This window comes from Cytobacillus sp. NCCP-133 (genome assembly GCF_026011715.1).
Lineage (GTDB): Bacteria > Bacillota > Bacilli > Bacillales > Cytobacillaceae > Cytobacillus.
Genome location: NZ_BRVM01000009.1, coordinates 110,220 through 133,586 on the forward strand (window position 1 = coordinate 110,220; position 23,367 = coordinate 133,586).

19 protein-coding genes and 1 riboswitch are annotated in these 23,367 nt (G+C 44.0%); of the genes, 2 read left to right on the top strand and 17 right to left on the bottom strand.

Translation table 11 applies throughout. The features are described from left to right. Positions 1-363: 363 nt before the first annotated feature. Positions 364-2,562, bottom strand: coding sequence for a 5'-nucleotidase C-terminal domain-containing protein (locus NCCP133_RS12270; protein ID WP_264805292.1), 2,199 nt, complete (start codon positions 2,560-2,562; stop codon positions 364-366). Positions 2,563-2,814: 252 nt separating this feature from the next. On the opposite strand from NCCP133_RS12270, the gene NCCP133_RS12275 reads away from it, so the two are divergent. Then, complete coding sequence (locus tag NCCP133_RS12275; RefSeq protein WP_264805293.1) at positions 2,815-4,014, top strand: S-layer homology domain-containing protein; 1,200 nt, start codon at positions 2,815-2,817, stop codon at positions 4,012-4,014. A gap of 18 nt (positions 4,015-4,032) precedes the next feature. Here the strand turns inward: NCCP133_RS12275 and NCCP133_RS12280 are convergent, their stop codons facing one another. The 8 genes from NCCP133_RS12280 to NCCP133_RS12315 all read right to left on the bottom strand — a co-directional run bounded on the left by NCCP133_RS12280 (position 4,033) and on the right by NCCP133_RS12315 (position 12,112). Further along, complete coding sequence (locus NCCP133_RS12280) at positions 4,033-4,218, bottom strand: VanZ family protein (RefSeq protein ID WP_264805294.1); 186 nt, start codon at positions 4,216-4,218, stop codon at positions 4,033-4,035. A 109-nt stretch (positions 4,219-4,327) separates the two neighbouring features. Next, positions 4,328-4,465 (bottom strand): hypothetical protein, encoded by a 138-nt coding sequence (locus tag NCCP133_RS12285; protein ID WP_264805295.1) that lies wholly within the window; start codon positions 4,463-4,465, stop codon positions 4,328-4,330. A gap of 22 nt (positions 4,466-4,487) precedes the next feature. Beyond that, positions 4,488-4,603: riboswitch (cyclic di-GMP riboswitch) on the bottom strand. Positions 4,604-4,835: 232 nt separating this feature from the next. After that, complete coding sequence (locus NCCP133_RS12290; RefSeq protein ID WP_264805296.1) at positions 4,836-6,128, bottom strand: M20 family metallo-hydrolase; 1,293 nt, start codon at positions 6,126-6,128, stop codon at positions 4,836-4,838. A 609-nt stretch (positions 6,129-6,737) separates the two neighbouring features. Continuing rightward, positions 6,738-7,190 carry a hypothetical protein gene (locus tag NCCP133_RS12295; protein ID WP_264805297.1) on the bottom strand — a complete coding sequence of 151 codons (453 nt, stop codon included), beginning with the start codon at positions 7,188-7,190 and terminating at the stop codon, positions 6,738-6,740. After that, entirely contained in the window at positions 7,183-8,010 is an 828-nt protein-coding gene (locus NCCP133_RS12300) for a DUF3100 domain-containing protein (protein ID WP_264805298.1), read from the bottom strand. The genes NCCP133_RS12295 and NCCP133_RS12300 overlap by 8 nt, the downstream gene beginning before the upstream one ends. A 26-nt stretch (positions 8,011-8,036) precedes the next feature. Beyond that, on the bottom strand, positions 8,037-8,897 hold the full coding sequence (locus NCCP133_RS12305; RefSeq protein WP_264805299.1) for an NAD(P)-dependent oxidoreductase: 861 nt from the start codon (positions 8,895-8,897) through the stop codon (positions 8,037-8,039). A gap of 13 nt (positions 8,898-8,910) precedes the next feature. Then, positions 8,911-10,407: an aldehyde dehydrogenase family protein gene (locus tag NCCP133_RS12310; protein WP_264805300.1), complete on the bottom strand. Its 1,497-nt coding sequence runs from the start codon at positions 10,405-10,407 to the stop codon at positions 8,911-8,913. A gap of 109 nt (positions 10,408-10,516) precedes the next feature. Further along, on the bottom strand, positions 10,517-12,112 hold the full coding sequence (locus tag NCCP133_RS12315) for a helix-turn-helix domain-containing protein (RefSeq protein ID WP_264805301.1): 1,596 nt from the start codon (positions 12,110-12,112) through the stop codon (positions 10,517-10,519). Between the two features lie 332 nt (positions 12,113-12,444). Between NCCP133_RS12315 and NCCP133_RS12320 the strand changes: the two genes are divergently transcribed. Beyond that, positions 12,445-13,974 carry a Na+/H+ antiporter NhaC family protein gene (locus NCCP133_RS12320; protein WP_264805302.1) on the top strand — a complete coding sequence of 510 codons (1,530 nt, stop codon included), beginning with the start codon at positions 12,445-12,447 and terminating at the stop codon, positions 13,972-13,974. 65 nt (positions 13,975-14,039) lie between these two features. On the opposite strand, the gene NCCP133_RS12325 is transcribed toward NCCP133_RS12320, so the two are convergent. The 8 genes from NCCP133_RS12325 to NCCP133_RS12360 all read right to left on the bottom strand — a co-directional run bounded on the left by NCCP133_RS12325 (position 14,040) and on the right by NCCP133_RS12360 (position 23,349). After that, complete coding sequence (locus NCCP133_RS12325; protein ID WP_264805303.1) at positions 14,040-15,428, bottom strand: sigma-54-dependent transcriptional regulator; 1,389 nt, start codon at positions 15,426-15,428, stop codon at positions 14,040-14,042. Further along, complete coding sequence (locus NCCP133_RS12330; RefSeq protein WP_264805306.1) at positions 15,425-17,557, bottom strand: sensor histidine kinase; 2,133 nt, start codon at positions 17,555-17,557, stop codon at positions 15,425-15,427. The genes NCCP133_RS12325 and NCCP133_RS12330 overlap by 4 nt, the downstream gene beginning before the upstream one ends. 406 nt (positions 17,558-17,963) lie before the next feature. Further along, positions 17,964-18,884, bottom strand: coding sequence for a glycine betaine ABC transporter substrate-binding protein (locus tag NCCP133_RS12335; protein ID WP_264805307.1), 921 nt, complete (start codon positions 18,882-18,884; stop codon positions 17,964-17,966). A gap of 30 nt (positions 18,885-18,914) precedes the next feature. After that, positions 18,915-19,655 (bottom strand): ABC transporter permease, encoded by a 741-nt coding sequence (locus NCCP133_RS12340; RefSeq protein ID WP_264805308.1) that lies wholly within the window; start codon positions 19,653-19,655, stop codon positions 18,915-18,917. Positions 19,656-19,667: 12 nt separating this feature from the next. Continuing rightward, on the bottom strand, positions 19,668-20,633 hold the full coding sequence (locus NCCP133_RS12345; protein ID WP_264805309.1) for an ABC transporter ATP-binding protein: 966 nt from the start codon (positions 20,631-20,633) through the stop codon (positions 19,668-19,670). Between the two features lie 39 nt (positions 20,634-20,672). Next, on the bottom strand, positions 20,673-21,326 hold the full coding sequence (locus NCCP133_RS12350; RefSeq protein WP_264805310.1) for an ABC transporter permease: 654 nt from the start codon (positions 21,324-21,326) through the stop codon (positions 20,673-20,675). 290 nt (positions 21,327-21,616) lie between these two features. After that, positions 21,617-22,894 carry a TRAP transporter large permease gene (locus NCCP133_RS12355; protein WP_264805311.1) on the bottom strand — a complete coding sequence of 426 codons (1,278 nt, stop codon included), beginning with the start codon at positions 22,892-22,894 and terminating at the stop codon, positions 21,617-21,619. Beyond that, complete coding sequence (locus tag NCCP133_RS12360; RefSeq protein WP_264805312.1) at positions 22,882-23,349, bottom strand: TRAP transporter small permease; 468 nt, start codon at positions 23,347-23,349, stop codon at positions 22,882-22,884. The genes NCCP133_RS12355 and NCCP133_RS12360 overlap by 13 nt, the downstream gene beginning before the upstream one ends. Between the last annotated feature and the right edge of the window lie 18 nt (positions 23,350-23,367).

A 23,367-nucleotide genomic window follows, 5' to 3' on the forward strand; every position in this document is an offset into this window, starting at 1 on the left:
ATTATATCGACAGGAATCGGCAAACCTTGTGACCATATTCACTATTTTTTTAATTTTTTTTAGAAAAAACAGATCTTTCGGACTATAAAAATAAGAAAAGCACAAGGCTCCTTGCCCACGAAGGAACGCAGACTAAGAACGCCACGTCCTGTGGCAACGTCTGCATGCCCCCCATCCCGGGGGTCTCAAGCATAAGACGAGCTGGCTGAAAGGTTGTTTTTTTACCTTTTGGACGGATTGGCTTAGACCCGAGAGCGGATGGCGCCTTTCGCTAGACAGTTTTCTAAGTTCAAAGAGATATCAATTCTGATATCACCAAAAAAGAGCTGCCGCATATACGGCAACTCTCCATATGATTCCTATTTATTCGGCTGCATCCACAATCCGTTCTTCGATTTGTGGATCTACTGTTCCAAGTTCCGCTACATAAGTGCTGAAGATTTCCCAATCTGCAACACCAAGGTCTGTTACACGGCCCGCTTCATAAGCTTGGGCAAATACAGCATAGCTGTCTCCGCCTTTTGCTGTAAATGCGTTCGTCGCAACAGTGTAAGTTTTGCTGTCATCAAGAGCTGCAAATTCGCCAGGTGTTTCCTCTACTTCAACAGAAACAACTCTTTCTCCAACAGGCTTGCTGCTGTCGTACGTATATTTCATGCCGGACACCTGAAGGAATCCGCCGTTTTCACCAGGAGCATTGCTGACACTTTGTTCTAATGCTTCTTTAATTTCTGTACCAGTCAGATCCATAGTCGCAAGCGTATTTCCAAAAGGCATCACCGTAAGCACATCACCTAAAGTGATGGGGCCTTCATCGATTGCTGCACGGATACCGCCTGAGTTTTGGAAGGCGATCACAGTATCTTGGTTAAATTCCTTTGCTTTCTCAAGCATTCCATCTGTAATTAAATTTCCTAGCGCGGTTTCGCTGTTTCGTACACTTACATTGCTATCATCATTTACGCGCGGGTTTGGAAGTTCCTTTGCTGCAACTCCGCCTGTTTCCGTATTCTTTACTTCTTTAATTTGATCGGAATACTTCTTCAGTCTATCAGCAGCTTCGGCATCTTCTTCAAAGCCATCAACTTCAATCAATTCGCCGGCATATCCAATAACGCTTCCTTCGTCGTCAAATTCAACGTCAAGAGTTCCAAGGTGGCCGCCATATTGGAAAGCCTGGACAATGACTGTAGCGTCTTTTAATTCACCGTTCTCGTCTTCCTCAACAAGGACAGGTTCGGTTATTTCGGAATGGCTGTGCCCGCCTACAATAACGTCAATGCCATCTACAAGAGCAGCTAGCTGCAGGTCATTGTCGACAGCTGCATTGTCGTCATACCCAATATGTGAAAGGGCTATTATTTTATTAACACCCTGCTCCTCAAAAGCAGCAACCGCTTTTTCAGCTTCTTCAATATAATTTTCAAACTCGACAGAACCCGGGCTTGAAATATTAGCCGTATCCTCTGTTGTTAAACCAAAGATCCCAACTTGTTCGCCATCAACTTCTTTAATGATGCCATTATAAATATTGCCTGCTTCCGGTTCATCAGTTGTTACATCTTCCTGGAAAATGCCATTGAAATGTTCATCTTTTGAAAAATCAACGTTCGCGCTCACCATTGGGAACTGAGCACCCTTGACAAAATCAGCCAAAGCTTTGTGGCCTTCAGGGCTGCTTCCTAAGTCAAATTCATGGTTTCCGAATGTCATAGCATCGTACCCCATCAGATTCATAAATTCCAAATCGGCCTGGCCTTGAAACTCATTGAAATATAGAGTTCCGGAGAACACATCGCCAGCATCAAGCAATAAAGCGCTTGGATTCAATTCCCTTAGCTCATTTACTGCAGTGACACGCTTTGCCACGCTATCCAAGTGAGCATGAGTATCATTTGTATGCATAATAGAAAGCACAAAATTCTGGTTTTCTTCATAGTGTACAAGGGCACGGTATAAGAAAGTGGCGAATGTTGCACGGTTCACCGGTGATTTCGGATCGAACGTTCCATCTTCCTTACCCGTCGTAATGCCGTTTTGCGCAAGAATCTTTACATTCTCCAAGTGAGAAGGACTTACGCGGTCTAAATCTGTAAATGGAACTTCTTCATCTGTCGCTTCAAGATCAAAGGCTCTGACTAATACAGATGCCATTTGCTCGCGGGTTACTACATCGCCAGCTCCGAATTTACCGTTAGATCCAGTGAAAATGCCGGCATCTTTCGCTGCAGCTGCACCCTCAGCAAACACAGACTTTTCGCTTACATCAGGAAAAGCCTTCAGGTCTTCAGGAATCGGAAGCCCCAATGCATTCGTTAATAGATTGGCAGCCTGTCCTCTGATTAAGCTCTGGCTTGGCTTAAACGTTCCGTCTTCGTATCCATTTATGATGCCCGCATCTACCAAGCTATAAATCTCTCCTGCTGCCCAAAAGTCCTCTTTGACATCCGAGAATGTGTTCGCTTCTTCGGCACTTGCAGCCGGTGCAACAGCAGCAGCCACAACAGCGGCAGTTGTCGCAGCTGCTAAAAATTTGCGGTAAGACTTAGGTATGTACGCCATGTGAATTTTGTCCTCCCTAGCTATTTTTTTGATAAAAAAACACCTACTCCACAATATTTTTTCATAATTCAGAATAGGCTCTCTTAACCTATCTTACCATGAGATACAGCGGCAAACACGCAAAAATAGTAAGAATTTGTAGTTTTTTCGTCATTTTTTTGTAAATTTATAGATTTTTATTTTTAAAGGTATTTATTACTTATTGTGGAAATAGTCTGATTATTAGATTATTTTCGGAAAGGGGTTACAGAATTGAAAAAGGTAATGGGGCTTTTGTTTCTATGTTTCTTTGTTTTTATTGGTTCGGCTGCTGCTGAAACCTTGCACTTCCGGGATGTGAAATCCGATCATTGGGCGAAAAACGATATCCATCAGTTATTTTACCGTGGCATCATCCAGGGCTATGATGATCAAACGTTTAAGCCCAATCATAAAGTGACGATTGCCCAATTTGTAAAAATGGCTGTGGCCGCGAATCAGCTTTCTCTTAAAGACGGAAGCCTGCCGTTTTCCGTGCCAGCGAAGCACTGGGCAAAGCCCTATCTGAGTACTGCTTATTCAGCAGGACTTCTTACAGAAGCTGACTTTGGGGCTGCCGTAAACCCCAATCATGAAATTTCCAGAGAGCAAATGGCTATTATAATGGCACGGAGCATGAAGCTAGCGCCTGTGAATCAGACGGTATTTAAGGATCAAGCCTCCATTAATAATAAGGGACTTGTTGTCGCAGCCTACAAGGCGGGCATCATTTTCGGCAAAGAGGATGGCACCTTCAGGCCAAAGGAATCTTCGACAAGGGCCCAGAGTGCTGCTGTACTTGAAAGAATGCTTCGGGTTAAAGGAGCCCCGACTCCCATGACACTAGCACAAGGTTCCCATATGATTGCAACAGCAGAGAAAAAGGTGATAGATATTCTGGGCAATGAAATCTTCGAGAACTTTCAAAGTCCGGCTCCATTTCCAACCCTCCGCCCAAAAGTAACCGTTTATTATACGGGAAAAATGACAACAGATACATGGCAAAAAGTCTATGAAGAATATCCAGGCTGGCTTTACGAACCAAACGCACTTATTCCATTTACAATGGAAAGGCTGAATTTTACCGTTAAATACGACAGCCAAACCAGCACAAAAGCCGTCCTTTCCTTTCGATCGGCAGCGGATGATGCCGGCTATGCCTCACCAGGAATCTGGACTTACACACTTGTAAAGGAAAACGGAAAATGGCTGATTGCAAATATCAATCACAATGACTACACAAGACCGTTTACAAAGTATGAGGGAAAGCTGATTATCCAGGAACAAGGCTTAAGGGAAGAGGAAAAGGGTGCCGCGGCCAATTATCTCGCGACCGATAAAAAAGGAAATTATGTCTATGGCATCTTTAAAAATGGCAAACGGATTAGTAAAAAAACATTGAATCCGGAAGATGGCTATATTTATTGGTTTTAAGCAAGCTAAAACACCCGGCTATAATGGATCCAGGTGTTTTTTTGCTGTGTGTCTGCTAGGTTTTCTAACGGCTATGAAAAGAATGGCTGCTGCTATCCAGGCACTGTCAAACAGAATATCGAAAAGCCGTCCATCCCGCTGGAAAAATAGTTGGAGAAACTCGGTCGAGAAGGCATAAAGCACCGATAGGATTCCTGCTACCATTTGCCCCTCCTCTCCGGCTCAATACTGGATTTAAAGAAAGCTAGATTGCTTTTAATCAAAAAAATACATCGGCTTGATGCCAAAGTTATCGTACTTCCCTATGTATTCTCTATATTTGATTCACCAAAATTGTCACAATCGCACTAATCACAACAGCAATAAATGGAAGAGAAAGATAAAGCAATTTCCTCTTAAACTGTTTCTTCCTAGCAATTTCCTCTGGCGTAATCCACATATGGTTTGACATCAAAATTCTCCTTTTCTTTTTTGATGGCAGCTGGCTGGCTTTATCGCAAAGGCATAGCCTTTTATCTACGACTCCTTTGCGATAGAAGCCCCTTTAGCTTTGCGTCATTACTTTTCAGTAATTTTGCCTTTTATTTCTCATATCGGAATCGTTTTCAACGTTTAAAGGGTTTGAAAATAAGTATTACTATTCCGAAAATAGAACAGCTAACTGCGCAAAAAGGATATACCCTCTATTGAAAATAGATAAACCTGTTTGCTTTTAAATATTGGAGATTGAATGAAAATAGTTATTCATTTTCTTATATGGTGTACGTACTGATTAACACAAAAGACCTATCCCGGAAATACCGGAATAGGTCTCTTTCGTTCTATTGCCCCTTCATTAAACTTTCAATATAATCCTTCAGTACATGCACCCCATACACACAATCATTCAATGACGTCCATTCCCGCGGGTTATGGCTGATGCCGTCTTTGCTGCGGATAAACAGCATGGCTGCCGGTATTTCACTTCCGACGATCATGGCGTCATGTCCTGCGCCGCTTGGGATTGAAATCGGCTTTATATCAAATTTGGAAAGTGAATCTGCTAGTTTTGCCTGCAGTTTCTCGCTGATTGGCAAAGGCTTTATTTTTGCGTTAAGATTCATCTGCACTTCAATATTTCTTTCCGAAGCTATTTTTTGCGCTTCCCCCCGGATTAGCTCCAGCAATTGATCACGTGTGTCCTCAAAAATATCCCGAATATCGACGATTAATTTGACTTCCTGTGCGATGACATTGATTCCATTCGGATGCACATTCAGCTGTCCGACAGTGGCAACAGCTGTATCACTGACTTGCTTCGGAAATTGTTCAATGACCCCAACAAATCGTGAGGCTGCCACTAAAGGATCTTTGCGTCCAATCATCGGCGTGTTTCCGGCATGCCCGGCTTCTCCTGAAAAAATGACCTCAAGCCATGCCGGGCCGGCAATCCCGCTTACAATGCCCACTGGCTGATCTTCCCGCTCGAGTATCGTTCCCTGTTCAATATGCACTTCAACAAAGGCCCCAATTTCACTTCGCCCGTCTCCGGCCCTTAAGCAATCTTCTGCACTGCTGCCATACTCGGACAGCACCTCTCTCAATGACTGGCCATTTTCATCCCGCAGGCGATCCATTTCCTCCGGCTTCATTTGTCCCATAAAAGGCCGGCTGCCTGTAAAACTGCTTTTAAATCTCGAACCCTCTTCATCTGAAAAAATAACAACCTCATAAGGCTTTTCAGGTATATATCCGGTTTCTTCCCATGCCTCGGCGACTTCCAATGAAGAAAGAACGCCAAGCGGTCCATCGAAATGGCCGCCATTGGGGACGCTGTCAACATGGGAACCGGAAACAATCGCAGCTGCACTCGTTTTCCCTTCTAATCTTCCGAACACGTTACCAGCCCCATCCGTTCTCACCGCTAAGCCGGCGCTTTTCATCCAGCCGGCCACCAGTTCTTTCGCTTCCTTTTCTTCAGGAGAATAGCCTGGCCGAATCACTCCGCCGCTCTCCTGAAGGCCTATTTTTGAAAGTTCATCAAGTCTTGCGGCAAGTCTTTCTCCATTTACACCCGAATGAGATAGGTCCGGGTTATACTCTTTTATTAGTTGCTCGTACAGGTTTCGTTGCATTGACGAATCACTCTCTTTCTTTTTTATTTTTCAGATTACGAAACTAGCTTTTTATTTTTATTTTTGCAATCAAGGTGGAAAAAAGATGGGTTTTGATCCTATTAACACTGTGAAATTGCTGGAATGTTCATACAGCGCGAAGTGACCGATATATTGAAAAAGTGGCCGATAAAAATGAAATCTGACCGATCTATCGGAAAAGTGGCCGATAAAACCGAAATCTGACTGATCTATCGGAAAAGTGGCCGATAAAACCGAAATCTGACCGATCTATCGGAAAAGTGGCCGATAAAACCGAAATCTGACCGATCTATCGGAAAAGTGGCCGATAAAAATGAAATCTGACCGATCTATCGGAAAAGTGACCGATAAAATCAAAATCTGACCGATCTATCGGAAAAGTGACCGATAAAAATGAAATCTGACCGATATCTGCTAAAAGTGACCGATAAAATGAAAAGTGGCGGATAAACATGGCGAATGGCCGATATTTTTAAAAACTGGAAAAAACACGCCATCCGAAACAGGCCGTCAGCACCCAATTTAAGAAGTTTTCTCAAAACAAACAAGAAAAGCCCAGCAGATTCACACCCGCCAGGCCGCAAACAATTAAATAATCCCTTGCATCCGCAAAATAATCTCCGCAATAACCGCAGATCCGATAAAGGTTCCGAAGAACACAAAGATTGCGACAATAATGCTTCTCCAGCCCAGCTTGGAAAAGTCAGCCCAGTTCTTTCCAATTGAAATACCTGCATAGGCAAGGATAGGGGTGGCAAGAGCCAGAATATTGATCTCACTCGTCCATCTGACTACATATTCAGATCCTGGAAACCATGGGATCGAAATAAGAATACCAATTAGACCGATATACCCCACACTCGGAATATTCACAGGTACGACTTTTTCCAGCACAAGCCCCACGACACTGATCAAAATCAGCACAAGCATGCCCGGAATGGCAGCAGACGGCACCACATCATACCCAACCCAGTTGCCGACAATGGCGGATAGGCCGAATACGAGTAAAATCAGAAACCACTCAATGATATTTTTAAACATTCATGTCGCCCCCTTTGCCAGCCCCTGCTGCCTTTTTCTCCTTGCGCCTCATCATAATGGAATAGAGTTTTTCCGTTAATGGCAAGCCGATAAAGATACTCACATACAGCCCGGTTGAGAGAGAAATCAAGTTGCTTGCTCCTGCAAAGGCAACGATCTGACTTTCCAGCTCAGGAAACAACCCGATCAGCGATCCGCTGGCGGCAGCCATCATACTTCCGCTTCCGACCCCTGAAGCCATGGCAAAAGATAGAGGATGAAGAGGCGTGATTGTTGCCAGGAACCCTGAAATCAATCCGAGGAAAACCGCTCCAAACACGGTTCCAAAAATATAAATCGCCATAACGCCCCGGCCCTCAGGCGAATCAAAGCCGAACTTATTCATAATTAACCCGACATTCGGTTCCCGGGCTACCGAGTGAGTCATCCCAATGCTTTCTCTTTTGAACCCTAAAAGGACTGCAATCGGAAGCGCGAAGAAAATCGTTCCAAGGTTCCCCAGCTCCTGAAGCAATAAAGCAGGACCGGCTGCAATCAATGCCTCAATCTGCGGCCCGATGGTTACGCCTATTTTGGCAATCAAAAGAGTAACCCCAAGGATGATGAGCGGCTCCGCATTCTTTGCCTGCTTTTCTTTCACTAGCGGAGAAAAATATAAGCCAAGCCCCATGAAAAAGGCATACAGCATTGGCAGCAGCAAAATGACCCCGCTGCCCACTTTAAAGCTGAACTGCCCGACAGCTTCGGTAATTCCTACAAGAATAAGAGCGATAACATGTAAGCGCCAATCTTTTAAAATTTCTGTCTTTTCATTCTTCATCGTTTCCCCCCTAGATTAAAAGATTACTAGATCGATCCGCACACAGCGGAGGAATCAAGCTTGCCCTTCCCTTGCTCCATTGCCTTCCCATAGATTTCGCACACGAGCTGACCCAATGGAGAATCTTCACGATAGAATTCGGCTGTCTCTTTGTATAAGTGAATATCCTTATTCATGTGCGCCAGGCTAAACAATACATTTTCGTAGGAATCTTTAAGTATATTCTCCCCGAACACGGATAGCACCCGATTATGCGCAGACCCGCTTTGAATAACTTCCGCAAGCTGAGACCGGCTGACACCTGCTTTTTCCCCCACTGCAAAAGCCTCCCCTAGGCCAGCAGTCATTAAAGCAACCATCATATTATGGCAAAGTTTTGCCACCTGGCCCGATCCTGAAGGGCCGAGCAGAAAAATATCCTTTCCAACGCTCTCCAGAACCGGGCGTATACCTGGCAAATATTGATCGTCTCCCCCAACCATTATGGTCAACGTGCCGGCATCAGCACCCTTAGGCCCTCCGCTTAACGGGCAGTCATAAAATTGAATGTCTCTCTCCTTCGCAGCCAGATTTAATTCCTGCGCTGTAATTGGGTCAATGGTGCTCATATCCAGAACATAACTGTTAGGCTTTAAAGCAAGAAAGACTCCGCTTCTTCCCATCATAACATCCTTCACAATACTGGGTCCAGGCAATGAGGAAATCATTACGTCCGCTTCCTCTCCCACTTCATAAGATGAGGCTTTGGGAATTGCCCCCATCTCTTTGCATAGATTCATGGCATCGGAGCTGGGATCATAAACAAAAACCGGATAACCATTTTTGATTAAGTTTTTAACAATTCCCTTGCCCATTGCCCCGCAGCCAATCACGCCAATCCTTTTCATCCTCTCCCACTCCTTAAGGCTTTATATAAACCGTTTTTGTATCCAGCCAAAAATCCAGCGCTGCGCTCCCCTGTTCACGCGGCCCGATGCTTGATGTCTTTTTCCCGCCAAAAGGAAGCTGGTTTTCATAATGATTGGATGGAATATTCACGTGTGTGACGCCTGTTTCAATTTTACGGACAAAATCGAATGCTTTTTGAAGGTCGTTCGTAAAAATGGCCGATGACAAGCCGAAGTCCGTATCATTCGCAAGCTCAATCGCCTCTTCATAAGAATCCACTTCCATTACCGCTACTACCGGCCCGAAAATCTCTTCTTGTGCGATAGTAAAATCCTTCGTGACCTTGCTGAAAACGGTCGGAGCCACAAAATAGCCTTTCGCTTGATCATCATCCGTCAGCTGTTTGCCGCCATATTCGAGAACTGCGCCTTCAGAGATCGCGCTATTCACATAATGAAGATACGTATTTAACTGATGTTTATTGGCAACAGCGCCGTTGTCAAAGCCTTCCTGGATCCCGTTGCCGACTTTAATTTGCTTCGCTTTTTCAACCAATAGCTCAATCACCTTTTTGGAGATGGACCTTGGCACAATCACACGGCTTGTTCCTGTACAGCTTTGGCCATTATTATAAAAACCGCTGATGACCACACTCTGGACTGCCTCTTCCAGGCTGGCATCCTCCAAAATAATTGTGGCGTTCTTCCCGCCCATCTCAGCCTGCATTTTGCCGCCGTGAGCTGTCACGAGCTTTCCAAGATGGATCCCAACATCAGAGGAGCCTGTGAAAGAGACAGCTTTGATTTTCGGATTGGTTCCAAGTTCTTCACCGACAACAGAACCCGGCCCAGTAATCATATTGAGCACGCCCGGTGGCATCCCCGCTTTTTCAAACAGTTCCACAACTTTGACGGCAATAAGGGAGGTATCACTCGCAGCTTTATAAAGAATCGTATTTCCCGCAAGCATGGATGGGGCAATTTTGTAAATGGCGATGCCAAGCGGAAAATTAAATGGTGTTACAACTGCAACCACACCAAGCGGTTCCTGAATGGTACAGGCAAACGTATCCGGGTCGATAAGAGGGACCGTTTCACCTGACAGCCGATTCGCCTCGCCGCTGAAATGTTTTAGCGCCTGTACCGTTGCATCCACTTCTTTCCGCGCTGATTCAATCGTTTTGCCGACTTCCTTTGTAATAATCTCTGCTAAAGCCTCTTTTTCCTCTTGAATAAAAACGATAAGTTTAAAGAGAATATCCCCCCTGCTGATTGGGGATGTCTTTTTCCAAGCTGGAAATGCCTTCTCGGCACTTTCAATCGCTTTTTGCACATCAACGGCATTCGACTTTTGAAAGTAGCCCAATACATCTTCCGTATTGGCAGGATTCACACTCGGATACACTTCCCCTGTCACAGAGGGAACCCATTCCCCATGAATATAATTGTAAAATGTTTTTACCTGACCATTCCCGACAGCAATGCTTTGGCTATTAATCTCAGTACTCATCAAATCTCTCCTTATCTGAGTAATTTAAAATTAATTATAATATTTAGAAAATTTAATGTACATGTGTCAGCAGCCAAAGAATCCTGCTATTTTTTGTGACAAGGACCAATTAAGGGGTTAAAAAATCAAAGATCTGAAAGGCAAGTACAATGGCAATCCAATCTTCCTTTTTAGTAAAATCCATATCCAATTGACTCTCAATTTTCTTCAGGCGGTATGTAAGCGTATTGGGATGGACATGCATCTCTTCTGCCGTTTTTTTGTGGCTCTTATTATTGGCAAGGAACACCTGCATCGTTTGCAGATATTCACGTTCCATTTGTAAAAGGGGGCCAATCTTATCGGAAATGAATTTATTCAGCAAACTTCTGTCCGTATTGAGCCAAAGCCTTTCAGCACCTAGCTCTGAGTAGGTGACAAAGGTTTTGTGTTTATGGTTTTTGGCAAATGACAAGGCTTCAGTTGCTTCCTGATATGAATCAGCCAATTCTGATAGAGGAACCTCTCTGCCCATGCCAATAACAGCCTGATTGTTAAAAGTCATGATTCTCTGGATGTCCTCCGCCAGCTGCTGACCATGCCTTTTCCGTTCATTAGCCAGCAAGGCCACAATTTGATCCGATTTCGTAAAAACAATGCTGGTTTCACCGTATTTCACAAGTATATCCTCCAGTGACCTGACCAATTTCTCTTTTTGGAGAATGGACGTGGACTCCCAAAGAAACCCCGACTTGCAATCAATCACCATACAGGAAACGCTGCTTTTTTCCTGTATGCGGAATTTCTCCAGCATCCTCGCATCCAAACGAGCACCAGTCAGGAGGTCATGGAACGCTTCACCCCGCAGATGCATTTCTTTTTCAAAGAGCGTATTCTGTTTCACAAAGTCCAGTGACAAGGCGGTCGCAGCATGTTCCAAAGCGGCCTTCTGGATATTGGTTAAACGTTCAATCGGCACTTCTAAAAGGAAATACCCAAAGAGTTCGTTGGAGCTGATAATCGGAAATGCGTTATTTTGTTGGTCGTTCGTCTCTGAATAGGTAACGGGGATCTTCAAAATTCGGCTGATGGTTTCAAGGATATATGCCGTTCCCCTCCCCTCCAGTAAAATCTTCGTAAACCTGCGGTGAATATCCAGCGAATGGCTCAGCTCTTCATTTTTACGCTTGACTTCTTCGTAAAGATTGGAGTTCATCATGGCAATCGCAGCCTGGTCCGCCACAACCTCTAATATATGAAATTCATCTTCTGTAAACTGAACATCTTTATCAAAATTATCCACCACAAGCACGCCCATACACTCATTTTTGTACACCAATGGGACAAGGATTCCGCTTTTAACCTCCCGGCGGAAAACCCCGTTATAGAAGTGGATAAAATTGGTTTCAGACATGCGGCTCATATGCTCCCTAAACTCATGCCCGGAAGCAATAACACCCTTCTTTGTAAGAAAAACCAGCCCTGTCAAAGATTCGCCCGGCTCGAATTTCACCTGCTGCATGAACCGGGCATCCACCCCCACACCTTGGGAGAAATGAAGCAAACCATCTTCTTTTAACTTATAAAGAATCGTCGTATCCGCATTTTCAACCAGATCAAAGGCGGCTTTGACAAGTCTTTTTAGTATCTCCTCCAGCTCAAGAGACTGGGTCAGGCTGCGATTGATTTCAAGAAGCCGGATCATTTTGTTTTGTGTAATATTCATGGGCTATGCTCCATTCTGATTGGTTCCGTTTTTTATCTATTATAGTACCAATTTCAGTTTTCAGAGGGAACTCTTCGCATAAATTCAGCATATCAAGCCTGCCAAATGAATCCATTTGCAATTTTTGCCGCTCTATTTGCAAAATCCCCCATTCTATTTGCAGAGTTCACAATTGGCCAAAAAAACTCTACTAAAATCCCCACAGCGTTTTTCAATCAAACGTTTGATTGAATTAAAATATCGTTTTTTCAAAAAGGGATTGCATAAATAATTATTTTTATGAATAATAATACATATACTCATTTTCCATATAATACTAGGAGGACATACTCATGGAACATCTCGGCTGGTTATCCATCATTCCGCCATTGCTGGCAATCATAGCGGCAATTGTAACCAAAAACGTTATCATTTCATTATTTTTAGGTTCATTTTCAGGTGTTTTAATTTTGACAAAGGGTTTGCCGCTTACAGCGACCAAGACGATGATTGGCGATTATTTGTTTGTTCAGCTGACAGACAGCTATAACGCTGGTGTGCTGGTATTGCTTGTTTTTATCGGCGGGTTTGTCGCTTTAATGGAGAAATCAGGCGGAGCTGCAGCATTTGCGGAAAAAGTAATTAAGTATTTAAACACAAAATCCAAAACGCAATTGGCCGCCTGGTTTGGCGGCATTGTTATCTTTTTCTCGGATCTTGGCACTCCTCTTTTGATTGGGCCAATTTTTGAAAAGGTATTTGATAAAGCAAAGATCTCTCGGGAAAAGTTAGCTTGGATCATCGATTCAACAGCTTCCCCTGTTGCCGTTCTTATTCCCTTTATCGGCTGGGGAGTATACATCATGGGACTCATTCAAAAAGAGTTTGAAGGACTGAGCATGGCTGAGTCAGATTGGGACGCATTCATCCAGGCAATTCCCTATCAATTCTATCCAATCCTAACCGTTCTGATGGTGCCGCTTGTTGCATTCACAAAACTGGAGTTTGGTGCAATGGCGAAAGCGGAGAAGCGTGTAAAGGAGACCGGTGCATTATATTGGCCTGATTTAAAGCCGATGAGAAAACCGGATCGTTTTAGCGAGTTAAAAGAAACAAAAAGCAAGCCTATCCTCATCTGGCTGCCGCTGCTTGTACTGCTTGTAACATTATTCGGAATGCTGATCCCGCTTGGATTTCCGTTCCAAAAGATTGAAGGAAGCGCCTTCCGGGTTGCTCTTACAACCGCTTATTTATTTGCTGGCATTCTGTTAATTGTCATGATGGTATTTTACAAGGTTAAAAAGTTTGGAGAAGCCTTTGATATTTATATATCAGGCATGCAAAAAATGATGTATGTGGCTGCTACACTCGTGCTGGCTTGGTCTCTAGGCACAGTCATGAAGAATCTGGGAACGGCCAATTACATTGTAGAAATCATGGATGGAAATGTCCCTGCCTTTATCGTCCCTGCCATCTTATTCCTTGCAGGTGCATGTATGTCGTTTGCGACCGGAAGCTCATGGAGCACATTCGCCATCATGATGCCTTTGGCTATTCCAATGGCGTTCCATCTGGATGCATCAATTTACGTCTGCATTGGGGCAGTTTTATCAGGGGGATTATTCGGTGACCATTGCTCTCCTATTTCAGATACTACCATTTTATCCTCTACAGGAGCGGGCAGTGATCACATGGACCACGTAAAAACACAGCTTCCTTACGCAATCTTAAATGGATCTGCTGCACTTGCCGCTTATCTTGTGGCTGGGCTAGTCGCAACTACCCTATCGCTTGCAGTTGCGATCGTCATCATGGTATTTGCAGTCATCTTTATATCCAAGTGGCAAAATAAGTCCAATACCGGGACACCGATGAATACGTAGTAAAAAGCAAGCCCTGTTCCTTCCTAGGAACAGGGCTTTTATTTCGGAAAAATTGGATGGTCATCCTACTTCCTCCCCCTCCCAATCTTATATTTTCGTATCTTATATAAAAGGCCCTGCCTGGTTATGCCAAGCACTTCTGCTGCACGCGACTGGTTGCCGTTTTCGTTTTCGAGTGCGGTTTCGATGACTTCTTTTTCTACCTGCTCCAGGTGATCCGTCAAGGAGAAATCCTCATCTAGATCCAGTGAAGCAGGTGAGTTTTCCTCTTCTTTTCCTGAGAAGTGGTTCACAACCTCCTGCGGAAAATCCTCGAGACGCAGCTGCCCGGATGGAGAGAGGACAGCGGCTCTTGAAAGGGCATTTTGCAGCTCCCGGATATTTCCGGGCCATGGATAGGTGGTTAAATGCGTTAATAAGTCTTTTGATATGGTATAACTGCGGTTATGTTCTTCCTCAAACTCCGCCAAAAACTGTTCTATTAATAGCGGAATATCCTCTATGCGCTCCCGCAGCGGCGGCAAGGTGATCCCGATAATATTCAGCCGGTAATACAGATCCTCGCGAAATTCCCCGTTTTGCACCATTTCCCAAAGGTTTCGGTTCGTTGCTGCAATGATGCGGACATCCGAAAATTCCTCCTTGGCTGTGCCAAGCGGGGTGAAGGTTTTATCCTGGGCAAATTGCAGAAGCTTTGCCTGCACATCAAGCGATATTTCGCCAATCTCGTCCAAAAACAGGGTCCCCTTGTCTGCAGCTGCACACTTTCCTTCCTGCGATCGGACTGCACCGGTAAAAGCACCTTTTTCAAAGCCAAATAATTCGCTTTCGAGCAGGTTCGATGGAATGGCTGCACAATTCACCTTGATAAAGGGCGCTGTCCTGCGCGTGCTGTCCAGATGCACAGCGTGGGCACAGCGGGATTTCCCCGTCCCGCTTTCCCCTTCCAGTAAAATCGTGATGTCCTGTGAAGCGACGCGTTCAATCAGGGAATAGACTTCTTGCATTTTCTGGCTTTTCCCAATCATGCCATGGAGATTGTATTTTCTTTGGACAGCCTGCTTTAGCTCTTTATTTTCTTTTTTTAACGTCTTCATTTCAAAGGCTCTTTTTATAACAGCTTTCAATTCATCGGCCTTTATCGGTTTTGTCAGGTAGTCGTAAGCGCCCATTTTCATGGCTTTGACGGCGTCCTCGATATCACCGTAGGCTGTACAGGCCACAAATACGGTCTCCGGGTAATTCGGCGACCATTTTTCAAGAAGCTTTAATCCTGTCGTATCCGGCAGGAGAAAATCCAGCAGCACCAGGTCCACGCTTTCACTCTGCATCAGCTCTTCTGCCGCTTTCCCGGTCTCCGCTTCCATCACGTCGAAGCCTTCCTTCTTTAAGGTCAATTTTGTCAGGCGGCGGAATTTTTCATTATCTTCAACTAACAAGATCGTCTTTTTCATTCTGAATCGCCTTTCTCATGCTTTTTCAATGAAATCAGGAAGGACGTTCCTTCACCCATTTCACTCTCCACTTCGATTTGTCCGTTATGGGAAGAGATAATTTCATGGGTGATCCATAAGCCGAGCCCTGTGCCTTCCTGCTTGGTCGAAAAGAACGGATTAAAGATCCGCTTGATTTTCTGCTGCGGAATGCCGATTCCATCATCCTTTATTTCTATTTCAATCGTACCATGAGCGGCCGCTTTCATCGCAACAGATATCGTTCCATTTAAAGAAACCGCTTCGATGCTATTAATAAAAATATTAATGAAGGCTTGAATCATCTGGTTTCGGTCGCCTTTAATGAAATAATCTTCCCCTTCAGCATTAAGCCGTGCCGTGATTTTCTTTTTCCTGAACTGATGGGATAAAAGCTGCAGTGTTTCAGCCGCTGACGTTTTCACGCTAAAGACTGTTTCATCCTTCTTGTTTTTTCGGCTAAACTGCAAAAATCGCCTAACGAGCAGGTCCAGGCGCTGAATCTCATCCTGGATATCTTTCGCTGCTTCAGCAATCATTTCAACAGAAGCTTCTGCCTCCGCTGTGGAAACAGTCAGATCCTTTACTTCACTCGCTATTAAATCACTGGCCAGCTGCACCGTTCCAAGCGGATTTTTCACTTCATGGGCAAGTCCGGCAGTCATTTGCCCGATGGCAACCAGCTGTTCAGACCGCTGGATATGCTTTTCAAGCTTCCGGATCTTTGTCACATCCCAGAAGGTTGTAAGGACTCCAATCACTTCATGATTTTCATCCAGTAAAGGAGAGCTCGACTGCTTAATGACCTTTTTCCCAAATTCATTTTCAAACGTAAAATCTTCCTCAAGGCCTTCATATTTCCTGGAAACGTGCTTGCATTGCTCAAAGTGATCCCTGAAAAACTGCGGCAGGACCGAAATGGATTTTCCAATTAAATCTTTGTTTGTGACATCAAGAAGATCCTTTGCTGTTGTATTCATGGATGTAATGAAGCCTTCAGGATTGATGGCAATCACGCCAAATGGAAAAGATTCCAAAATCAGCTCCAAATGCCGTTCGGAGGACTTGAGGCTTTCCGCCATATACTTCATGGTGCTTGATAACGTCTTGATTTCATCATCTTTCGCCAGGACAGGAGTAAACCACTCCCCGCCGCGGGCATAGCTGGCTGCCTCATTTGTCAGAATCTTAATCGGCTTAATAATCCAGCGTATGCCAAAAATCAGCACGGTCACTGACGCGATAAAAATGAGAATGAATCCCTGCAGCAAAATATTTTTCAAGGAATCGATCACCGCATTCGATTCTGACAGCGGAATGGAAGTAGCTGTGTAAAATGGCAGGCGGTCAATCGGATTGTAGGCAACAAGGGATTCTTCACCCCAGAGATCTCCCCTGTATACCCCGGTCCTGTCCAAAAAAGCCTCACGCGGAAAGGGATATGCATCAAGAAGCGTCCCGGATTTGCTAAAATCATTGGTATCAAACAAGACTTTGCCTTCCTTGCTAAAAAGAAAGCTGTGGCCGAAATCGCCGATGACATTCTTCTTAAAATACTTCTGGAGATTAACAAGGCTGACATAAGCAATCAAACCGCCCTTCACTTCCCCATCCTCAACCTCCTGAAAGGGTACAAGAATCACCAAAGTCGGCTCTCCGTTCATTTCTTCAATCGAATCTGCCACAAAGGCACTGCGCCGCCATTTAAGCTCGTCATATAAATCGGTTTCAGCAGCACTCAGCTTGGCATCCGCTTCTTGGAAAGGAGCGTTATATTCGATTCTCCCCCGTTCATTAATCATGTGAATCCGTTTAAAAAAAGGATCGTTCACCGCTAATTTCGTCAGCATCTCTTCCAATGCTCCATTTTTAGAGACTGGCTGGTTTTCCGTGATATTTTCAAGCAGCTGTATTTTAAAATTGAATAAATCGCTCGTTTTATCCGACATGACTTTCGTAACCTGAATGGTCTGATTTTCTGTCTGCTCTTTTATAATATCTCTTGAAGAAGCAACAGCCAGAATAAAGATAATCAATAAAGGGATAAAAATAATGACCGCCGTCAGATATAGAAATCTTTTGGTTAATCTTGATGGGTAAAGCCGTTTCATCGATTTCCCCTTTCTTATCTAAGCTGTTTTTGGTTATAAACACTGGACCGTTCCTTTCCGCTGCAGGCACGCAGCGAACCCGTGGGGAGGAAGTCGAGCCTCCTCGACGTTCTGTCTGCGGGGTCCCGGCTTTTCCTCTGTCTCCGACAGGACATTGAATTTGCTTTCTAGAATAAACACCGCACGAAGGAAATGCGATAGCATTTTCGAGGATCAAGTGCCTTCCGCTCCAATTCACTCTGTGTTTCAAATGCTATTAAAAGTAACAATCTTTTAAAAAACAGCCTTTTTTCTATTACCTTTATACCATACACTATGACGGCTGAGGCCCCTATTTAAATATAGGAAAAACTTAGTAAATAGGATAAAAAAGGAGGAAACCCTGTAAGATTTCCTCCTTGCTGTCTTATTCTTCAATTAGGCCATTTTCAGTAAGCCATGCCCTTGCGACTTCTGTTTCGCTCTTTTCTTCAATATCGACTTGATAGTTCAGGTCTGTCATGGTCTCGGTGTTTAGCTTTTCAGCTAATGGCTTTAGAAGCTCCTCTAATTCAGGGTACTTTTCCATGGTATCTTCATGGACGGTGATCGCCGCATTGTAAGCAGGGAAGAAGTTCTGATCATCTTCAAGATTCATAAGTTTAAAAGCTTTAATGCGGCTATCTGTTGAGAATCCCGTTGCCACATCCACCTGTCCATCCTTTAATGCCTGATAAAAAAGGCCCACGTCCATTTTCTTCAGATTAGCAGAACCGAATGCAAATCCGTAAGCTTTTTCAACCCCTTTGATTCCATCCGGTCTTGTCGCAAATTCTGCATCCGTACCTAATGTTAACTTCTTGCCGTCGTTTACATGGTCAGCCAGGTCGCTGATCGATTCAATTCCCAGCTCCTGGGCTTTGCCTTCCTTCATCATGAGCGTATACGTATTGTTGACTTCAGACGGGTCCAGCCACACAATCCCGTTTTCTTTGTCAACTTCCTTTATCTTTTCATAGGCCTTTGCGGAATCTGAAATAGGATCAAGCTTGTTATAGGTTACGAGGCTTGTTCCAGTATATTCCCAGTAAAGATCAACCTGATTGTTCTCCAGTGCCTGGCGGACAACCTGGCTGGCCATATTGCTTTTCTCCTCAACTTCATAGCCATTTTCCTTTAAATAAATGGCTAGGATTTTAGAAAGAACAAATTGCTCCGTAAAATTTTTGGCTCCTACAACAAGCTTTTTGTCAGTAGCAGAAGCAGATGAATCCGATTCGCTGCCGCATGCGGACAAAAGCGAAAGCAGCAAAGCGATGATAACAGTAAATGATAATAGTTTTTTCATTTCATTTTTCCCCCTAAAAAATTGTTCATCTTAATCAGAAACGGCTGCGGATGGTCTCAGTCCCTTGGAAACAATCAGCTTTTCAGCTGCCCTTATCAGCTGATCAGCCAAAAGAGCTAGCAGCGTAACCGGAATCGCTCCGGACAGCAGATAAGAGTTGTCCCTCATCATGATTCCAGTGAAAATCCAGTCACCCAATCCGCCGCCGCCTACTAAATACGCTAAAGCCGCTGTTCCGATGTTAATGACAACCGCTGTTCGGATGCCGGCCATGATCGGATAAGCAGCGTTTGGCAATTCGATTTTCAAAAGAATCTGGGCTGGTGTGTAGCCGATTCCTTTAGCCGCATCCAAAAGATCGGGATCAATGGACTTGATCCCAGCTACCGTATTTCTTAAAATCGGCAATAGCGAATATAGAAACAGCGCAAAAACTGCAGGCTTAAAGCCGATTCCCATCCAGGTCATCGCAAGTGCGAGGATAGCAAGGCTGGGGATGGTCTGTCCCAGATTGGCTGTATTCATAAATAGCCACTGCAGCTTTTGAAACTTCGGCCTTGTGACCAGTATGCCCATGGGAATCGCCAGTACAATGGCCAGGAATGAAGACAAAGCCACCATATGGATATGCTGTATTAATAGAAAAATAAATCCCTCTGCATCATCGATGATCAGCTGATAATAGCCTGATTTAAAGGACCAGGCAAAAAAGCTCATCACCAGGGTAAAGAGAATCAGCTTGATCACAAAAGACACTAGGCGTTTATTCATGTATCTCTCCCCCTATTTAATATGGTGATGCAGGTATGCCTCGACATCATCGATTCGCATGGCTCCAACCAGCTTATTGTTTGCCTGCACAAACAATTGATCGGCTTCCTGATTCAGGAGAATGGATAGGGCATCCCGCAAATTCGTTTCCACCGTAATCGTTTTTTTATTGTGTTTTTGCAGCCCGTCCGCTTTTCTCAGCATCCGCTCGGAAATCAAATCCTTAACCGTATGAAGGCTTAAGCTTTTCAGCGCCCGATCCTGTCCGACAAATTCCCGGACAAATTCATTTTTCGGACGAGCCAGCAGCTCACTTGGCGAATCATACTGCATCAGCTTCCCGCCCTCAAAAATGGCAATGCCGTCACCCATTTTAATCGCTTCATCAATATCATGGCTGACAAACAGGATCGTCTTTTTCACTTCCTGCTGGATTTGCAGGAATTCATTTTGAATGCGGGAGCGAATCACCGGATCCAGTGCCCCAAACGGCTCGTCCATCAGCATGACAGGCGGGTCTGCAGCCATCGCACGGGCAATGCCCACCCTTTGCTGCTGGCCTCCTGAAAGCTCATGCGGGTATCGCTTGCGGTATTCATCCGGATTCAGGCCGATGAGATCCATTAAATGATTGTACCGGTCTGTTTTCTTTTTGCGGTCCCAGCTTAATAGATTCGGGACGGCCATGACATTATCTTCAATCGTCATATTCGGGAACAGTCCGTTATGCTGAATGACATACCCTATGTTCCGCCTAAGCTCGATTTGGTTCAGGGAATTGACATCTGTTCCATTGACAAAAATCTTTCCCTCTGTAATGGACTCGAGCCTGTTGACCATTCTTAATGTCGTCGTTTTCCCGCAGCCCGATGGCCCCAGAAAGACGACAATATTCCCTTCAGGAACCTCAAAGCTCACATCATCAACGGCTTTTACCTTATCGCCGTAAACTTTGGTGACTCCATCAAATTTAATCATGCTTTCACCTCATCTTTTTCTATCACTCTTATGAATCCGCTATTGCTGAAAACCCTTAGGCGTCATCCGCTTCTGCAGAATCCCAAGCAATCCATCCGCCACAATCGCAAGAATGGAAATCGCAATCGCACCTGTGAGAACCATCGTGGTATTGGACCTGGATATCCCCTGGTTGATCAGCACGCCAAGACCGCCAGCTCCGATAAACGCTGCAATTGCGCCGATTCCGATATTCATGACCACAGCCTGCCTCACCCCTGCCATAATAATGGGAAGGGCGTTTGGAATCTCAACGCGCAAAAGACGCTGCATCGTGCTCATTCCCAGTCCATTGGCTGCATCACGAATATGGGGATCGACGTTATTGATGGCTACATATGTATTTCTTATAATCGGCAACTGCGAATACAAAATAAGGGCAATAACCGCTGGCACAAAGCCGATCCCGTGGTTAATAATCGAAAGAATTGGAATCATGATCCCAAAAAGGGCAATGCTTGGAACTGTCATAATCACATTTGCGACCTGCAGGACTGTTTCTGCGAGTTCCTCATTCGTCGTCAGGTAAATGCCCAGCGGCAGGCCAATGGCAATCGCAATGATAACAGAAAGCCCCACAAGCTGAATATGCTCAAGCATATAGGCCCCTATCGAAGCCTGGTTCTCTATTATATAGTTCCATATTTCATTCATATCTCTACACCCCCTCAAGCTTCACATTTTATATATGCAAGTTCCGTGCCAACTTTTTAAAACACACTAAAAAAAGCGTCCAGACCCTCATCTGCCAAGGGTTTAGACGCTTTTCTCCAAAAAGGTGGATCATGAAAAGAAATTTTCACTGTGTAAAGGATTTTTACAGATTTGTTAAAATTTTTTTACAAAATATGATCGATTTGCATGTTCTCAGTTACCCTGTTTAACAATATACCTTCTCCTGCTTTAGGGACGAAGGCATATTGTTATGCATTCAGAAGGTTAATCTATCCATTAAACAATCCAACCGGAAATAAAATGGCATCCGGAATGTATGTAATGATGAATAAGATAACAATCAAAATAATAACTTGCGGTACCAAGAACTTAAACATTTTAGGTACACTGATTTTACCGATAGATGCTGTCACAAACAAGCAGACACCAAGTGGCGGTGTAGCCATGCCAATCGTCAGGTTGACTGCCATTACAATTCCGAAATGGATAGGGTCTATGCCAGCAGCAAGGACTAGCGGCAAAAATAGTGGCGTAAAGATAGATACTGCACTTATCGTATCGATAAAAGTTCCTGCGATAAGCAAGATTAAATTAATTATAAGCAATAACAGGAACGGACTTTGTGAAACTCCGCCAAGCAAGTCGATAATTTGATTTGGAATACTGTTGAAAGAAAGAAACCAGATAAACAAAGCAGCATTCCCAATAAGGAAAACGATCGTAGCTGTTGTTTTCGCTGTACTCAATAGAATATCCCAAAGAGCTTTGAATTCAAGTTCTTTGTAGACAAACTTACCAACAATAAAAGCATAAAGGACTGCAATAACGCCTGATTCCGTTGCAGTAAACACACCCGAAGTGATACCGCCAATAATGATCAAGGGCATCAGAAGTGCTAATATTGCATCTTTTGCACCTTTAACGATCTCCTTAAAAGAAGCCCGTTCTGCTCTCGAACGATAATTATATTTTTTCCCGACAAAATAGCTGTATATCATCAAGCCTATTCCCATCAATAAACCCGGAATAACCCCTGCAATAAATAAATCACCAATGGATACACTTGCAATTACTCCATACAAGATTAAAACGATACTTGGAGGGATAATCGGGCCAATGGTTGCCGATGTAGCAACTAAACTGGTCGAGAAACGAATATCATACCCTTCCTTGTTCATTGCTGGAATCATCATTCCCCCTATTGCCGCAGCGGCTGCAATAGCTGTACCGGTAAGCGCGGAAAAGAACATGCTTGCAAGGACAACGACCAATGCAAGTCCTCCAGGCAAATGACCAACCAGTGTTTGAGAGAATTTAATTAACCGTTTAGAAATTCCCCCCTGCGTCATCAATTCCCCAGCAAGAATGAATAATGGAACAGCAACGAGTGTAAAACTGTCTATACCATTAAACATTTTACGGGGAATATTGATTAGAAGCCCTGGATCTGTAAGCATGATTCCCAAAAAGGAAACAAAACTTAAGGCAAAGGCAATCGGTACCCTACAAAGGATCAATATGAATAATAGGACTATTAGCCAGGCCATTTGAACACCTTCTTAACATGGAAGTAAAGCATGAACAAGCTGCTTATGGGCAATGCCATGTAAACATAACCTTTTTTAATTGGCAGGAATCCCACTATTTGACCTGATTTCAAGTTATCAGAAACAAGCATCATTCCGTAATAGAAGAAAACTCCTATTATCACTAGGACAATGATATAGGCAATCACATTAAAAGCCTTTTGTATGCTCACCTTCGCATTTTCCCACACGTCTACCGTTAAATGTTCCGATTTTTCGAATGCTAGAGCTGCACCGAATAAAATGCTATATACAAAGCTAATCATGACGACTTCCTGTGACCAGCTAAGCGATTGTTTTAATGCAAATCGATAGAACACTTGGGCTAAAGTAAGAATAACCGTAATGGATAAGCAAAATGTTATGATAATCTCTAACAGCTTTACAATATAATAATCTATCTTTTTAAGCAGCATATGTTCACCTCCCTTTCA

What these genes read in the sequence shown, in the direction of transcription:
- NCCP133_RS12270 (WP_264805292.1), bottom strand. Translation starts at nt 2,562, where the DNA reads ATGGCGTACATACCTAAGTCTTACCGCAAATTTTTAGCAGCTGCGACA.
- NCCP133_RS12280 (WP_264805294.1), bottom strand. Translation starts at nt 4,218, where the DNA reads ATGGTAGCAGGAATCCTATCGGTGCTTTATGCCTTCTCGACCGAGTTT.
- NCCP133_RS12285 (WP_264805295.1), bottom strand. Translation starts at nt 4,465, where the DNA reads ATGTCAAACCATATGTGGATTACGCCAGAGGAAATTGCTAGGAAGAAA.
- NCCP133_RS12290 (WP_264805296.1), bottom strand. Translation starts at nt 6,128, where the DNA reads ATGCAACGAAACCTGTACGAGCAACTAATAAAAGAGTATAACCCGGAC.
- NCCP133_RS12295 (WP_264805297.1), bottom strand. Translation starts at nt 7,190, where the DNA reads ATGTTTAAAAATATCATTGAGTGGTTTCTGATTTTACTCGTATTCGGC.
- NCCP133_RS12300 (WP_264805298.1), bottom strand. Translation starts at nt 8,010, where the DNA reads ATGAAGAATGAAAAGACAGAAATTTTAAAAGATTGGCGCTTACATGTT.
- NCCP133_RS12305 (WP_264805299.1), bottom strand. Translation starts at nt 8,897, where the DNA reads ATGAAAAGGATTGGCGTGATTGGCTGCGGGGCAATGGGCAAGGGAATT.
- NCCP133_RS12310 (WP_264805300.1), bottom strand. Translation starts at nt 10,407, where the DNA reads ATGAGTACTGAGATTAATAGCCAAAGCATTGCTGTCGGGAATGGTCAG.
- NCCP133_RS12315 (WP_264805301.1), bottom strand. Translation starts at nt 12,112, where the DNA reads ATGAATATTACACAAAACAAAATGATCCGGCTTCTTGAAATCAATCGC.
- NCCP133_RS12320 (WP_264805302.1), top strand. Translation starts at nt 12,445, where the DNA reads ATGGAACATCTCGGCTGGTTATCCATCATTCCGCCATTGCTGGCAATC.
- NCCP133_RS12325 (WP_264805303.1), bottom strand. Translation starts at nt 15,428, where the DNA reads ATGAAAAAGACGATCTTGTTAGTTGAAGATAATGAAAAATTCCGCCGC.
- NCCP133_RS12330 (WP_264805306.1), bottom strand. Translation starts at nt 17,557, where the DNA reads ATGAAACGGCTTTACCCATCAAGATTAACCAAAAGATTTCTATATCTG.
- NCCP133_RS12335 (WP_264805307.1), bottom strand. Translation starts at nt 18,884, where the DNA reads ATGAAAAAACTATTATCATTTACTGTTATCATCGCTTTGCTGCTTTCG.
- NCCP133_RS12340 (WP_264805308.1), bottom strand. Translation starts at nt 19,655, where the DNA reads ATGAATAAACGCCTAGTGTCTTTTGTGATCAAGCTGATTCTCTTTACC.
- NCCP133_RS12345 (WP_264805309.1), bottom strand. Translation starts at nt 20,633, where the DNA reads ATGATTAAATTTGATGGAGTCACCAAAGTTTACGGCGATAAGGTAAAA.
- NCCP133_RS12350 (WP_264805310.1), bottom strand. Translation starts at nt 21,326, where the DNA reads ATGAATGAAATATGGAACTATATAATAGAGAACCAGGCTTCGATAGGG.
- NCCP133_RS12355 (WP_264805311.1), bottom strand. Translation starts at nt 22,894, where the DNA reads ATGGCCTGGCTAATAGTCCTATTATTCATATTGATCCTTTGTAGGGTA.
- NCCP133_RS12360 (WP_264805312.1), bottom strand. Translation starts at nt 23,349, where the DNA reads ATGCTGCTTAAAAAGATAGATTATTATATTGTAAAGCTGTTAGAGATT.